A 13,725-nucleotide genomic window follows, 5' to 3' on the forward strand; every position below is an offset into this window, starting at 1 on the left:
ATATTAATCCTTTTTGATACGTTCTACTTTTAACTCATTACCTGCAAGTAAACGTTTAATATTATCCCAATGGCGAATAATGACAAATAAAGCGGCCAAAGCGCCAAAGCCAACGAACCAATAAGATTCGCCTATAAAGTACATCAAAATTGGTACTAAAGCAGCGGCTATAATTGATCCTAAAGATACGAGTTTAGTGAAATACACAATAATGCCCCATACCAAGAAAGCAATTAACGCCACTAAAGGTGATAAAGCAATTAAAACACCTAGTCCTGTAGCCACGCCACGACCACCTTTAAAGCATAAGAATATAGACCAGTTATGGCCCATCATAGCAAGGATACCACCTAAAATCATATACATAGGTCCATAAGAGGATAATAATACTACCCCAGCAGCCCCTTTTAAGGCATCACAAAGAAATACAGGTAATGCAGCTTTGAGACCTATAACACGATATGTGTTAGTGGCACCTATATTTTTAGAACCATATTGTCTGACATCTGTATTAAAGAAGGTCTTACCAATAATTAAACCACTAGGAATTGAACCAATAAGATATGCCAATACAGCATATACGATAACCATAATATCCATTAGTCTTCATCATCCCGTTTCTTACCACGCAACACTAAACGAATTGGTGTTCCTTCAAAGCCAAAAGACTCACGTAATCTATTTTCCAAGAAGCGCATATAAGAGAAGTGAATCAACTCTGGCTCATTGACAAACAAAATGAATGTCGGTGGCTTAACACTTGCTTGTGTCATATAGTAAATCTTAGGAATTCTACCATTGCGAGATGGTACTGGATTTACTGTTTGCGCATCTTGTAACAATTGATTTAACGTACCTGTAGATACACGGCGATACTGTTGTTCGGATACGAATTTCAACATATCCGCCAATCGATGAATACGTTGCTTAGTCAATGCAGATGCAAAAAGAATCGGTGCAAATTGTAAGAACCCTAATTCATCATAAATATCTTCAGTAAAGCGCAATGTTGTTTTATCATCTTTTTCAACAAGATCCCATTTATTTACAACAATAATTACACCCTTGCCTGCTTCATAGGCATAACCAGCAATTTTTTTATCTTGTTCTGTAACACCATCTTGAGCATCAAGCACAAGAACAACAATATCCGAACGATCTACAGAACGTAAGGAACGAACAATGCTATAGCGCTCAACTGCTTCTTCAATTTTAGACTTACGACGCATGCCTGCGGTGTCTATAAGAACAAACTTTTGATCACCATGAGTCCAATATGTATCGATAGAATCGCGTGTTGTACCTGCTACATCAGATACGATTACACGGTCTTGACCTAATAAGGCATTAGTCAATGAAGACTTACCTACATTAGGACGGCCAATAACAGCTACATGAATAGTATCTTCATCATCAACATTTGTACCAACTGGAGGGAAATGTTTAACCGTATCATCTAGCAAGTCACCTAAATTCATTAAATTCTTAGCGGAAATACCAATTGGATCACCTAAGCCAAGATTATAGAATTCATAAATATTAGGTTCTTGATTAACACTGTCAATTTTATTAACAACTAAAACTACAGGTTTGCCGCTAGCACGTAATATATTTGCAACTTCTTCATCGGCAGGAACAATCCCTTGTTTACCATCAACAACAAATAAAATTACATCCGCTTCTTCAATTGCTAATTCAGCTTGTAAACGCATCATCTTAGGAATAACATGACTATTATCTGTTATGAATTCGATACCACCTGTATCTATCATTGTAAATTCACGATTTAACCACTCTGCGTCAAAGTAAATGCGATCCCGTGTTACACCAGGAATATCTTCAACAATAGAGATCCGTTTATTAACAATGGCATTAAAAAGTGTAGATTTACCTACATTTGGACGACCTACAACGGCCACTAATGGTTTTGCCATGGTCTCACCTCATTATCTAATCTAATACATTGTTATATTTTATCATATTCTACGTATAGTACGCAAAAAGGCTAACCAAGAAAACCTTGGTTAGCCTTATATTAGACAATGAATTATTCAGCGTCTTCTGTAGATTCTTTTGCTTCCATCAATTCAGTTAAAGCCAAACCCAATTTCTTTTCATCTTTGTTAAGAGAAATGATTTTTACTTCAACTTCTTGACCGCGGTTCAAGTAATCTTCAACTTTCGCATTACGTTGTTTTGTAATTTGAGAAATGTGAAGTAAACCTTGGATGTCGTCGTTAACAGCTACGAATGCACCGTAAGCTACCAAACGAACAACTTTACCGTTGATAACATCGCCAACATGCAATGTTTCTTCAGCTACGTCCCATGGGCTCTTAGATAAAGCTTTTAAGGACAAGGATAATTTGTTGCTTTCAGCGTCGAAGGATTGTAATTTAACTTCGATTTCTTGACCAACGGAAAGAACATCTTCCACTTTTTTAATTTTTTGCCAAGAAATATCAGAAATGTGAAGTAAACCTTCAATACCACCGATATCTACGAAAGCACCATAAGGCATGATTTTACGAACAATACCTTTATAGTTGTCGCCAACGTTGATGTTTTTCAATGCTTCAGCTAATTTAGCTTGACGTTCTACTTCCAATACTGCACGACGAGAAAGAACCAAACGGTTTTTCTTTTCATCGATTTCAAGTACTTTAGCTTCGAATTCTGTACCAACCAAATTGTCCAAGGATTTTACGAAATGTACATCGCCTTGGGACAATGGAATGAAACCACGAAGGGATTTAACTGTTACTACCAAACCTGCTGGGATAGCATCAATACCTTTACAAACGATAGCTTCATCTTTTTCTTGTGCTTCGATAACATATTGCCAATCTTCATCTTTAGCCAAGCGAGTCATGGAAAGATAAATAGGATTATCTTCTTTGATGTGGTTCATGATAACTGCTTTAATTTCATCACCATTCTTCAACACATCTTTGGCAGATTCTGGTGCTGGATAAGAAATTTCAGTTCTGTTCAAAATGGCTTCAGTTTTGTAGCCAAAAGATACATAAGCACGTTCATCTTCAACTTGAACTACTGTACCTTCTACAACGTTCCCTTTCTTAAATTCTTCTTGACCTTCGGCTGCTAATAATTCTGCAAAATCTTTCATTGTCTCAATGACCTCCTTAATAATCCAGTCGGGAGTCGATGCTCCTGCTGTTACTCCTACCGTCTGTACTCGGTTAAACCATTCCAGTTGTAATTCAGTAGAAGTTTCAATGTGATATGTTGTACATCCAACGTCGCGACAAACCTCTGCCAATCGGTTTGTATTGCCGCTGTTCTTACCGCCTATCACTATCATAAGATCTACATTACGTGCTAAGTCAACGGCAGAGTTCTGTCGTTCTTGCGTTGCATTGCATATCGTTTTGAAAACCTTAAGATTCTTAGATTTTTTCTCTAATATCTCTATTATACTGTTAAATTTGAATTGTGAAAAGGTAGTTTGTACAACTACACCCATTTTTTCCACAATTTGTAGTTTTTCAGCGGATTCTTCATCTTCGATGATTATCCCCTTATTATTTGCCCATAAATTTATACTTTTGACCTCAGGGTGGTTTTTTTCGCCCAAAATCACCAAAGTCATTCCATCTTCTATGACAGACTTAGCATCTTGTTGCGCTTTTTTAACATGAGGACATGTTGCATCTAAAATATGTAATCCCTTTTCTTCAGCTTCTGCATAAATAGCAGGGCCTACACCATGAGATCGAATAATCATTGTCCCTTCGTCAATATCTGCTACCTCTTGAATAGGGCTGACACCTTTACTTTCAAGGCGTCCTACAACTTGAGGATTATGAATGATAGGGCCTAATGTATAACTTTTACCCTTACCATCGGCAGCTTCATTAGCCATTTCAACGGCTCGTTTAACACCATAACAAAAACCATGGTTTTCAGCCAAAATTATTTCCATAAAGTCTCCTCTATACGATTTTCATGATACGAATCTATCATGCGTTGAATTTCACCTTTAACACGGTCATTAACCTCTGTGATTGCTTCAGGTGTTGGTTTAGCTTTACTTACAGGAACTTGTTTTCCAATAATACAAGCCACTTGATTTTTCTTCATATTATGAGATCCAATAATAGCAACTGGTGTGATACCAATACCTGTACGCAATGCAATTGATGCTGCACCATCATGAAATCTTCCAAGCTTACCGCTCTTTTGACGGTTTCCTTCAGCAAATATCCCCAGTACCTTCTTATCTTTCAATAATCCTAAGGCATGACGTATAGCTACTTTGTCGATAGCACCGCGATTTAGCGGAAACGCACCAAGCCAAGTGCAAAAGAATCGAGAAATGGGATTCACAAATAATTCCTGTTTCGCCATAAAGTGTACATGTCTAGGTAATGCATATCCACAAATAGGTGGATCATTATTACTCAAATGGTTCGGTACAACAATAACGGGACCTTCCATAGGAAAATTATCACGCCCATACACCTTTAGTCCATAGCCGACTTTATAGCGCAACCAAAAGGCAGTACGCCAAAGCCATGTAGAAAATTTATTCATTTTAGATTCGCTCCTGTACAAGATGTAATATATGTTCCACTGTTTCATCAAACGTCATGTTACTAGAATCCACAACAATAGCATCCTCAACGCACACCAGTGGAGATTCATCGCGATTTTTATCCATTTCATCGCGACTTTCAACATTCTTTTTGATGTCTTCTAATGATTGTTCATTAGAAGTGCCTTGAACTTCAAGCCATCTACGTTTTGCTCGTGCATCTACAGATGCTGTTAAGTATATCTTCAACTCAGCCTTTGGTAGTACAACAGAACCTATATCGCGACCATCTAAAATAACACCACCAACAGCAGCCATAGCTTGTTGACGTTCAACTAAGTATTCACGAACACCTTTATAAGAAGCAATGGTTGATACATTCTCATTGATTTGTTGTTGTCGAATTAGATTCGTCACGTCTTGACCTTTTACAAATACTTTGCAAGCATTTGCAGTAGGCTCTAATGTTAAATCTAATGAAGGGAGCAATTCCTCTACATCTTTTTGGTTTTTCACATCAATATGGCTATCGAGAACTGCCCATGTTACACCTCGATACATAGCGCCTGTATCGATATATAAATAACCCAATTCATTGGCCACTACTTTTGAAATACTACTTTTACCAGCCCCTGCAGGACCATCAATAGCAATGGCAATTTTTCTAGTATTCATAATAACCTCTATTCTTCATCACCATGTACAGCATGCATAGCCGCCACATAACCAGTAGAAAAAGCTGCTTGTAAATTATAGCCGCCCGTAAAGGCATCAATATCCAAAACCTCACCAGCACCATATAAACCTTTCACCAATTTAGATTCCATGGTTTTGGGACTAAACTCTTTTAACGAAATACCACCGGCTGTAACAATTGCTTCTGCTACAGGGCGTAACTCCTTTACAGTTAATGTCATATGTTGTAATACATGACATAAGCCCATACGTTCTTCTTTTGTAATTTGATTAATTGGTTTGCTTGGATCTAATTCAGCAAGGTTTATCACAATCGGAATCAGATTGACAGGTAACAAATCTTTCATTCCATTAGCTAATTGTTTTTTTGAATATAAATCAAAATCCTTCTGTAAGCGTTTGTCTAAAACTTCTGCAGTTAATGCAGGCTTAAGATTTATTTCAATAGTGATTTGTGGATTTTTCTTACGCAACAATTTACCTACTGTATGACTTAAAGACAAGATTGTAGGACCCGTAAGGCCGAAATGAGTGAACATCATTTCCCCAAATTGTTTCGCTTGTAACTTATTTTTAGAAATAACGGATACCTCAACATTACGAAGACTAAGCCCCATAATATCTTTTACCCAAGATTCCCCTGTTACAATTGGTACCAATGATGGTCTTATATCTGTAATGGTATGACCAACTTTTTTAGCTAAAGCATATCCATCACCAGTAGAACCAGTTAACGGATAAGAGGCACCACCTGTACAAATGATGGCGGCATCACAAGCATATTGTTCCTTATCTGTTGTAACTCCTACAACACGACCATCCTCAACAGTAATAGATGTAACAGGTTCATTTAAATGAACTTGCACTTTATACTTTTTAAGGATTTTCATGAAGGTATTGCGTACTTCTAAGGCAGAATCAGATTCTGGGAATACACGGCCCCCTCGTTCTACTTTAGTTTTCAATCCCCAACTATGTAATAATTCAAGCAGGTCTTCATTACTAAAGCGTTCATAAGCGCCATATAGGAACTTACCATTACCAGGCGTATTTTTAATAAACTCGGCCATATCCGCACTATTTGTAATATTACAGCGACCTTTACCAGTAATGCCCATCTTCTTACCAACCATATTCATTTTTTCGAGTAAGATGACACGTGCCCCTTCACGACCAGCTATAACAGCTGCCATAAGACCTGCTGCACCACCGCCAATGACTACGATTTGCTTCATTTCTTACCTGCTCCTAACTCTTTTAGAGCTTTCACTTCACGAATTGTAAGTTGGCGAGAACCACCGCGTTTAACACCACCTAAGGTAAGTCCAGCATAAGCAATTCGTTTTAAGTTATGAATACGGTATCCAAAGTGTTCAAACATACGACGAACTTGACGATTACGACCTTCATGGATTGTAATTTCTACTTCATGAACACCATTATGATCATCAAAACCAAGATCTACAATTGTTGCAGGAGCTGTTATACCATCTTCCAGTTCTACACCATTGGCAATAACCTGTAAATCTTCATCACGAACACGCCCTTTAATACGCACTTCATATGTTTTTTCTACGCCCTTAGACGGATGAGTTAAGTTTTGAGCCAACTCACCATCATTAGTCAATAACAATAACCCTTCTGTATATAAGTCAAGGCGACCTATTGGATAGATTCGTTTTGATTCATTTTTTATATAATCTAAAACAGTCTCACGACCTTGAGGGTCAGAAACAGATGTAATAACCCCCTTTGGTTTATTTAACAAGTAATAAACTGGTTTCTCTTGGGCTAATAATTGACCATTAACCTTAACTTTATCTTTTTGAGGGTCAACTTTTACACCTAATTCAGTGATTCTACGACCATTAACCTGAACTTTTCCCTCTGTAATCAATTCTTCTGCCTTACGTCGTGATGCTATACCACAACTAGCAATAAATTTTTGTAAACGTTCCATATTATCCTTCTGTTTCTAAAACTTCTTGATGTAAAGCTTCAATAGATTCTACACCAGCACTTCTTAAAAACTCATCAGTTGTTCCATAAAGAATAGGTCTTCCTACAGTATCTTTATGACCTAGTTCCGCAATAAGAGAGCGATTGAGTAATTGTTTAATAATCTTATCGCTATTTACACCGCGGATTTCTTCGATTTCAGCTTTAGTTATAGGTTGTTTATAGGCTATAACAGCTAATGTTTCCATCGCTGCATTAGATAATTTATCTTCTCTCTTACGGATATGACCTACATAATCAGCACTTTCCATGGCACTAACTAACTCAATACCAGCTCCAGATACTCTCAAACGGATGCCGCGATTTTGCTCTTCTAGTTCACGATATAATGTATCTATATAATCTTGTACTTCCTCTTTTGAAAGTTCAAATACTTCTTCCAGCATTTCTATTGATATAGGTTTTGCCGATGAGAACAGTACGGCCTCTAAATGCATTGTTGGTAAGCTCATATAGCCCCCCTTTCTATACGGTACCTTCTAAAGCTGCAGTGAACATAATATCATCCTCTTCATAGCGCATTTCCATAACTTGTTGCTTCAACAATTCTAAAACAGCCATAAAGATCGTAACCATACCACTTTTTGTTTCAATTGCTACTAATAACTCCCTAAAATATAAACTTTCACCACGTCGAACACGACTAGATAAAGACAAAATCATATCCTCTAGACTATAACTGTCTTTTTCAACCTTAACCTCGCGAATAGGCTCCTCTTCAGGTAACTCCTTAGCGCGTTTTATAGTCTGATAAAAAATCTCATATAATCGGGAAAGTTCTAAATTATATACATTATCTAACCCAAGTACGCTTGTTTCTTCAGGTCTACTAAATATATTGGTGGATACAGCCGTACGTTCCATTAGTAAAGCTGTAAAATCTTTGATTTTTTTAAACTCTACTAATTTTGCTACTAATTCATCACGTGGATCTTCAGAATCCTCTGGCTCAGGTTCAGCTTTAGGTAATAACATACGCGATTTAATCTGTAACAAAGTAGAAGCCATTACAAGAAATTCACTACTATAATGAATATCAAAATAATTCCAATTATCTAAATATTCCAAGTATTGACTCGTAATTTCAACGATAGGAATATCGGTGATTTCTATTTTATGTTTTTCAATAAGATGTAAAAGCAAGTCCAAAGGACCTTCAAAGACATCCAACTTGTAATTATAATCTCCCATAAACCCCAATCCTTAGAAAATATACTTTAACTATATAATTATAAAGCATTTATAGTAGTACTTTCAAATAATTGTTTTTTTTACAGTCATCTGCTATCTTTATTATAGTAATTATTATATATTATAGAAATAAATTATTGTGTATTCCTTCAAGAGGGGATTTATTATGTCATCTAGTTTAAAGCAAATTGGGAGAAACCCCATCTTTCGATTTGGTATCATTGGTATTGTTTTATATATAGCTCTATTTTTCATCTATGAACCTATTACACTAGGTTTAGATGTGGAAGATATAACGATTTTAGCAGTACCAACAATTGTAGGCACTTTTTTATTTCAATACTTTATGGGATGTACCGTTTTTCATAGACCATTTTTGGGATATGGCTTAGTCGGTATTCTTTGGGCCCTTACATTCCCACTTCTGTTCCACTGGTCCTATGTAAAACCTCTATATTTTTATGAGTTCGCTAATGACTTTTTATTTGGCTTATTAATCTTTATGGGTTTATCAGGGATTCAATTTTTATTAAACCAAACGAATCGTCTACATAAAACCACATCATTAATCATGGCTATCATTACCATGATATTGAGCCTTATTCCATTCTTACAAATAGGATACTATCTAACTACATGGCATTGTTTAACGCCAGCTAGTTTACTAGCAGTATATATGACAAATCCTGAAGAAGCATTTGGTTTCTTAAAAAACGCTGCTGGTATTCCTGGTCTTATTGCTGTTGGTATTGGCCTTGTACTATGGACTTATCTACTCTACTGGTCTAATCTTGGAATGAAAGCAGTAGTAAACTTAAATACTACACGACCTATGCGCTCCACATTGCTCATTGTATCCATAGTAGCATTCTTAGTATACGTACCATTCTTCTTATTCCCAAAAACATGTATTGTAGCAAACTGGATTGCAGCTGGTGACTATGTAAAACAAATGCAACAATATAATGATAACCATCATTTAGTATTTGATTCCTTCAATTTGGATACAAAGGAAACCTCTGCGAATAAAACACCAGGGACTATCATATTAGTTATTGGTGAATCTAGTTCTCGTGATTATATGAAGGTATATAATCCAAACTTCTCTTATGACGATACGCCATGGCAAGGCAATATGCGTACAGATAATAAAGATTTTATCTTCTTTGATAACGCATATTCATCATACGTACAAACAGTACCTACCCTCGAACGTGCTTTATCTGAACGTAATCAATATGATGATAAACCATTCCTCGATTCTGCAAATATTTTAGATGTTGCTAAAAAAGCAGGATATACTACTTCTTGGTTTAGTAACCAAGGTGTATTTGGCGAATATGATACAGCTATTTCATTAATGGCTAAAACAGCAGACACCACTAAATGGTCACATGAATCCTATGCTTTCTCTGATCGTTATGATGAATCACTCTTACCATTATTAAAGTCTGTTGATCCAAGTAAAAATAACTTTATTGTCATTCATATTATGGGTAGTCATATTTACTACAATGACCGTTACCCACATGAATTTAGTAAATGGAAACAAGGTCCATATCCAGATGGCAAAGAAGCATATGCTAATAGCCAATTATATACAGACTGGTTATTACAACAGATTTATACTTATGGTAAGGAAAAATTAAACTTGCAAGCCATGGTGTATTTCTCTGACCATGGTGAAAGCTTGGATAAATCTCATAATCCAGATACATTTGACTTTGTTATGACTCATATTCCATTCTGGATATATTTATCACCTCAATATCGTGCTGAGTATCCTCAAACAGCAGAAGAACTTTCTAAACACGAACATCAATACTTTACAAATGATTTACTATATGACACATTGATTGGTCTCATGCACGCACCTAATCAACGGTATGATGCAACAAGAGACTTTAGTAATGGTAAATATAGATTTAATTTACATAACCTTACTACCTTACTAGGGGAACAACCATTAATTAATGATCCTGTAAACGCAGGAAAATAAACTTTAATATTTCTAGTAATACAAAAGCATTTTATTATGTTAGTATAATGTAGTTTAGGTTTCACTAACATGAAAAAAGAGATGAGTTAACAACTCATCTCTTTTTTTGTTCCATTAATAGTTCAATATCTTCTTCCGTATAAACCTCTATATTATTCATTAAAAGGGCCTCTACAGTACATCCATGACCCTCTCGTAGGGTTTTACTAAAGGTACCATCATAAATACGCTTATAACCGCAACTAGGACTTTTTGCTTTCATTAGAGCCTGCTTACACCCCTGTTGAATTGCTTTATGCAATGCAATTTGAGCTCCTTTATAAAATTCTGTGGTTACATCAGTTCCATTAGCTGTACATACACGTTTACCTTGTCGTTCCGCCGGATTACGAGGTGAGCTAAGTCCACCTAATACTTCTGGACATACGGTTACCAGATCAAAATCATCCTTTAACAACGGTAACTGTTCTATAAGATTATCTTTTCCATCATAACGACAGGATACACCACATAAACATTCACTAATTAACAATTTTGGTTTATTATTCATAACTTTATTAAACATAGGGAATCGTATTTAGATATACCATTCTAATAAGAAACTCACACTCATATTTTAGATTATACATATTTAAAATTTAGATTTACATAAGAAAAAAGACTAACCGAAGTTAGTCTTAATTGGTGCCGAGGACCGGAATCGAACCGGTACGGTTGTTTCCAACCGACGGATTTTAAGTCCGTTGCGTCTGCCTGTTCCGCCACCCCGGCATGGGTAACGATTTTGTGGAGGCGGCACCCAGAATCGAACTGGGGAATAAAGGTTTTGCAGACCTCTGCCTTACCGCTTGGCTATGCCGCCATATAAAATTAGTGGAGCGGGAAACGAGATTCGAACTCGCGACCCCCGCCTTGGCAAGGCGGTGCTCTACCGCTGAGCTATTCCCGCATGTACATGGTGCCTCAGGACAGAATCGAACTGTCGACACACGGATTTTCAGTCCGTTGCTCTACCAACTGAGCTACCGAGGCATAAATGGCGACCCCGATCAGATTTGAACTGACGATCTTCGCCGTGACAGGGCGACATGTTAACCGCTACACCACGGGGCCGTATCCAAAGTACTTGCTTAGTATATCGGTTATCAGGACTTTTGTCAACACTATCCTACAATATTTTTGATGAATTCTTCTTCATCTTTTAATGTTGTAGATTCTCTATGTCCTGGCTCGATAATTAAATTCTTTGACAACCTTAATATATGCTTCAAACTAGTGATTAAATCCTCAGAATTACTCTTATAGTTGTCGGTATTCCCAACATTTTGTTTAAATACAGTATCCCCAGAGAATAAATGTCCCTCTATCTCCAAACAAACAGAGCCAGCACTATGACCAGGTGTGTGATGAACGATTATTTTAAATGGTCCTACTTCTAACTTACCAGGCACTAAATCTATACAGTTCGTGTACATCTTTTTTTTATATACACTAGGTCTACGACGAATTAATTGTAATAACTCTTGATCTAAAGGATGTAAATAAGCAGGAATATTATAATACTCACAAACATCATCAAGAGCTGACACATGGTCACAATGGCCATGTGTCAATAATACTGCTATTGGTTCAGAATCTCCTACCATTTCAATTATATGCTTACTATGAAATCCAGGATCAATAATTAAAGATTTTCTATCTTTAACTAATACGTAACAATTTGCTTTATAAAGCCCTAGAGGGCGTTTTATAATATCCATATTATTCGCCCTCCTATAGGATACGATACCGTTTAGAAGATTGTTTTTTTATAAAATACCCTTCCCAGAATTGAGGATGAAGCATAACAAGAATTGTAAATAACTCTAAACGTCCCAATAACATGTCTGCTATGGCAACGCATTTTGCACCATCAGACATACTACCAAATGTATCAGTAGGACCAAAACCACCGAAGCCAATTCCGACATTACTCAAAAAGGCTGTTATAATTTGCATAGCATCATACGTGGACATTCCTGAACAAGTCATAAGGAATACAGATATAACATAAATCATTAAGTATAAAAATAAAAATTGCTGCGCCATCTGTATCCATTTAGTAGGCATTGGTTTACCATTGATACGAACCACTTGTACCATTTCAGGATGAATTGATTTTCTTAGATAAATAATACTGCTCTTAATTAAAATAATGAGACGTATAATTTTTACGCCCCCTGTTGTAGAACCACTACAACCACCAAAAAATGATGAAATAAATAACATCATCTGAGCAGCTGCAGGCCACAAATCATAATCACTAACAGCAAAACCACTGCCAGTTTGAATCGATACAAGATTAAAGGAAGCATCTCTAAAAATTTGAATTGGATCATTAATATTTGATTGTACTGCCAACGAAATTGCTATTATAGCAATCCCAATAAAAATAACTAGCCAATACATACGTGTTTCAAAATCATCAATTAAAACACGAACACCTTTTTGTAGTACATTATAATATACTGCAAAATTACCACCAGCAAGTATCATAAAAAATATAAATACAAAACAGATATAGTTACTTGGTTCATAAATAAATGTGCCTGCAGATGTAGGTGCAAAGCCACCTGTAGCAATAATGGAAAATGCATAATTTAGTGCGTCAAAAGGCTCTATACCACCAGCCCATAACATAACGAAACAAATAGCGGTAAAAGCGACATATAACCGCCAAAGTTTTGTAGCCATTGATTGAATACGAGGCATAACAACACCAGGTTTTGGTACAGATGCTTCTGCGTTAAACATATGAGCCGCATCCGCACCTAAGTTCTTTAAGAACGATAAAATAAGAACAATAATCCCCATCCCACCAATCCAATGCATTAGTCCACGCCATAAAACAAATGTCTTAGGTAAATCATCTACACTATTAATAATGGTAGCACCAGTAGCTGTAATCCCTGATGTAGCCTCAAATAGAGCATCAAATACATTGGTTAATATGCCACTAAGAAGAAATGGTAAGGAACCTAAGATAACAGTTAATATCCATGTAGCTGATACAACTAAAAATCCATCACGGAGACTAAAGCTTTGACTTTCATGACCATAATAGGATAAAAGTCCACCTAAGCCAAATGAAATACCAGTAGTAATCAAAAATGACCAATATGCAGTTTCAAATACGACACCATATATAAAAGGAACTAATGTAAAAATCCCAAATATATATAATAACCGCCCCACTAAGGACATGACAATTTGAATGCGCATA

13 protein-coding genes and 5 tRNA genes are annotated in these 13,725 nt (G+C 36.3%); 1 reads left to right on the forward strand and 17 read right to left on the reverse strand.

Annotation, left to right across the window (positions count from 1 at the left end; all coding sequences use genetic code 11):
• Positions 1 to 3 precede the first annotated feature (3 nt).
• From plsY to RWP19_RS03835, 9 genes are all read right to left on the reverse strand, one after another.
• Positions 4 to 600, reverse strand: coding sequence for a glycerol-3-phosphate 1-O-acyltransferase PlsY (gene plsY / locus RWP19_RS03795; protein ID WP_314356532.1), 597 nt, complete (start codon positions 598 to 600; stop codon positions 4 to 6).
• Positions 600 to 1,934, reverse strand: a complete 1,335-nt coding sequence (gene der / locus RWP19_RS03800; RefSeq protein ID WP_060924659.1) for a ribosome biogenesis GTPase Der — start codon at positions 1,932 to 1,934, stop codon at positions 600 to 602. The genes plsY and der overlap by 1 nt, the downstream gene beginning before the upstream one ends.
• Positions 1,935 to 2,047: 113 nt before the next feature.
• Positions 2,048 to 3,946, reverse strand: coding sequence for a bifunctional 4-hydroxy-3-methylbut-2-enyl diphosphate reductase/30S ribosomal protein S1 (locus RWP19_RS03805; protein ID WP_314356533.1), 1,899 nt, complete (start codon positions 3,944 to 3,946; stop codon positions 2,048 to 2,050).
• Positions 3,937 to 4,557, reverse strand: coding sequence for a 1-acyl-sn-glycerol-3-phosphate acyltransferase (locus tag RWP19_RS03810; protein WP_295210441.1), 621 nt, complete (start codon positions 4,555 to 4,557; stop codon positions 3,937 to 3,939). The genes RWP19_RS03805 and RWP19_RS03810 overlap by 10 nt, the downstream gene beginning before the upstream one ends.
• 1 nt (position 4,558) lies before the next feature.
• Positions 4,559 to 5,233: a (d)CMP kinase gene (gene cmk, locus RWP19_RS03815; RefSeq protein WP_314356534.1), complete on the reverse strand. Its 675-nt coding sequence runs from the start codon at positions 5,231 to 5,233 to the stop codon at positions 4,559 to 4,561.
• An 8-nt stretch (positions 5,234 to 5,241) separates the two neighbouring features.
• On the reverse strand, positions 5,242 to 6,489 hold the full coding sequence (locus RWP19_RS03820) for an NAD(P)/FAD-dependent oxidoreductase (protein WP_314356535.1): 1,248 nt from the start codon (positions 6,487 to 6,489) through the stop codon (positions 5,242 to 5,244).
• Complete coding sequence (locus RWP19_RS03825; RefSeq protein WP_295993019.1) at positions 6,486 to 7,214, reverse strand: pseudouridine synthase; 729 nt, start codon at positions 7,212 to 7,214, stop codon at positions 6,486 to 6,488. Before RWP19_RS03825 ends, RWP19_RS03820 begins: the two co-directional genes overlap by 4 nt.
• 1 nt (position 7,215) lies before the next feature.
• Positions 7,216 to 7,725, reverse strand: coding sequence for an SMC-Scp complex subunit ScpB (gene scpB / locus RWP19_RS03830; protein ID WP_314356536.1), 510 nt, complete (start codon positions 7,723 to 7,725; stop codon positions 7,216 to 7,218).
• Positions 7,726 to 7,738: 13 nt separating this feature from the next.
• Positions 7,739 to 8,464 carry a segregation/condensation protein A gene (locus tag RWP19_RS03835; protein ID WP_314356537.1) on the reverse strand — a complete coding sequence of 242 codons (726 nt, stop codon included), beginning with the start codon at positions 8,462 to 8,464 and terminating at the stop codon, positions 7,739 to 7,741.
• A gap of 166 nt (positions 8,465 to 8,630) precedes the next feature.
• Here RWP19_RS03835 and RWP19_RS03840 point away from each other — a divergent pair, with 166 nt between their 5' ends.
• Positions 8,631 to 10,463, forward strand: a complete 1,833-nt coding sequence (locus RWP19_RS03840) for a phosphoethanolamine transferase (protein ID WP_295210453.1) — start codon at positions 8,631 to 8,633, stop codon at positions 10,461 to 10,463.
• Between the two features lie 94 nt (positions 10,464 to 10,557).
• Here RWP19_RS03840 and RWP19_RS03845 read toward each other — a convergent pair whose 3' ends face one another.
• The 8 genes from RWP19_RS03845 to RWP19_RS03880 form a co-directional block, all read right to left on the reverse strand.
• Positions 10,558 to 11,013: a DUF523 domain-containing protein gene (locus tag RWP19_RS03845; protein WP_399553579.1), complete on the reverse strand. Its 456-nt coding sequence runs from the start codon at positions 11,011 to 11,013 to the stop codon at positions 10,558 to 10,560.
• 132 nt (positions 11,014 to 11,145) lie between these two features.
• Positions 11,146 to 11,234, reverse strand: a tRNA-Leu gene (locus RWP19_RS03850).
• A 16-nt stretch (positions 11,235 to 11,250) separates the two neighbouring features.
• Positions 11,251 to 11,325, reverse strand: a tRNA-Cys gene (locus tag RWP19_RS03855).
• Positions 11,326 to 11,337: 12 nt separating this feature from the next.
• Positions 11,338 to 11,412 (reverse strand) — tRNA-Gly (locus tag RWP19_RS03860).
• Positions 11,413 to 11,419: 7 nt separating this feature from the next.
• A tRNA-Phe gene (locus RWP19_RS03865) sits at positions 11,420 to 11,495 on the reverse strand.
• A 5-nt stretch (positions 11,496 to 11,500) separates the two neighbouring features.
• Positions 11,501 to 11,576: transfer RNA gene (locus tag RWP19_RS03870), tRNA-Asp, on the reverse strand.
• A 50-nt stretch (positions 11,577 to 11,626) separates the two neighbouring features.
• The gene (locus RWP19_RS03875; RefSeq protein WP_314356539.1) at positions 11,627 to 12,223 is read right to left on the reverse strand and encodes an MBL fold metallo-hydrolase; all 597 of its coding nucleotides are present in this window, start codon (positions 12,221 to 12,223) and stop codon (positions 11,627 to 11,629) included.
• Positions 12,224 to 12,236: 13 nt separating this feature from the next.
• On the reverse strand, positions 12,237 to 13,724 hold the full coding sequence (locus RWP19_RS03880) for a TrkH family potassium uptake protein (RefSeq protein WP_314356540.1): 1,488 nt from the start codon (positions 13,722 to 13,724) through the stop codon (positions 12,237 to 12,239).
• Position 13,725: the final 1 nt, after the last annotated feature.

The sequence above is a fragment of the uncultured Veillonella sp. genome, assembly GCF_963522475.1.
Taxonomy (GTDB): Bacteria; Bacillota; Negativicutes; order Veillonellales; family Veillonellaceae; genus Veillonella.

Bases quoted from the DNA above. Each gene is read 5' to 3' on its own strand.
- der (WP_060924659.1), bottom strand. From the start codon at position 1,934: ATGGCAAAACCATTAGTGGCCGTTGTAGGTCGTCCAAATGTAGGTAAA.
- scpB (WP_314356536.1), bottom strand. From the start codon at position 7,725: ATGAGCTTACCAACAATGCATTTAGAGGCCGTACTGTTCTCATCGGCA.
- RWP19_RS03820 (WP_314356535.1), bottom strand. From the start codon at position 6,489: ATGAAGCAAATCGTAGTCATTGGCGGTGGTGCAGCAGGTCTTATGGCA.
- RWP19_RS03875 (WP_314356539.1), bottom strand. From the start codon at position 12,223: ATGGATATTATAAAACGCCCTCTAGGGCTTTATAAAGCAAATTGTTAC.
- RWP19_RS03810 (WP_295210441.1), bottom strand. From the start codon at position 4,557: ATGAATAAATTTTCTACATGGCTTTGGCGTACTGCCTTTTGGTTGCGC.
- RWP19_RS03845 (WP_399553579.1), bottom strand. From the start codon at position 11,013: ATGAATAATAAACCAAAATTGTTAATTAGTGAATGTTTATGTGGTGTA.
- RWP19_RS03835 (WP_314356537.1), bottom strand. From the start codon at position 8,464: ATGGGAGATTATAATTACAAGTTGGATGTCTTTGAAGGTCCTTTGGAC.
- RWP19_RS03880 (WP_314356540.1), bottom strand. From the start codon at position 13,724: ATGCGCATTCAAATTGTCATGTCCTTAGTGGGGCGGTTATTATATATA.
- RWP19_RS03805 (WP_314356533.1), bottom strand. From the start codon at position 3,946: ATGGAAATAATTTTGGCTGAAAACCATGGTTTTTGTTATGGTGTTAAA.
- plsY (WP_314356532.1), bottom strand. From the start codon at position 600: ATGGATATTATGGTTATCGTATATGCTGTATTGGCATATCTTATTGGT.
- RWP19_RS03840 (WP_295210453.1), top strand. From the start codon at position 8,631: ATGTCATCTAGTTTAAAGCAAATTGGGAGAAACCCCATCTTTCGATTT.
- cmk (WP_314356534.1), bottom strand. From the start codon at position 5,233: ATGAATACTAGAAAAATTGCCATTGCTATTGATGGTCCTGCAGGGGCT.
- RWP19_RS03825 (WP_295993019.1), bottom strand. From the start codon at position 7,214: ATGGAACGTTTACAAAAATTTATTGCTAGTTGTGGTATAGCATCACGA.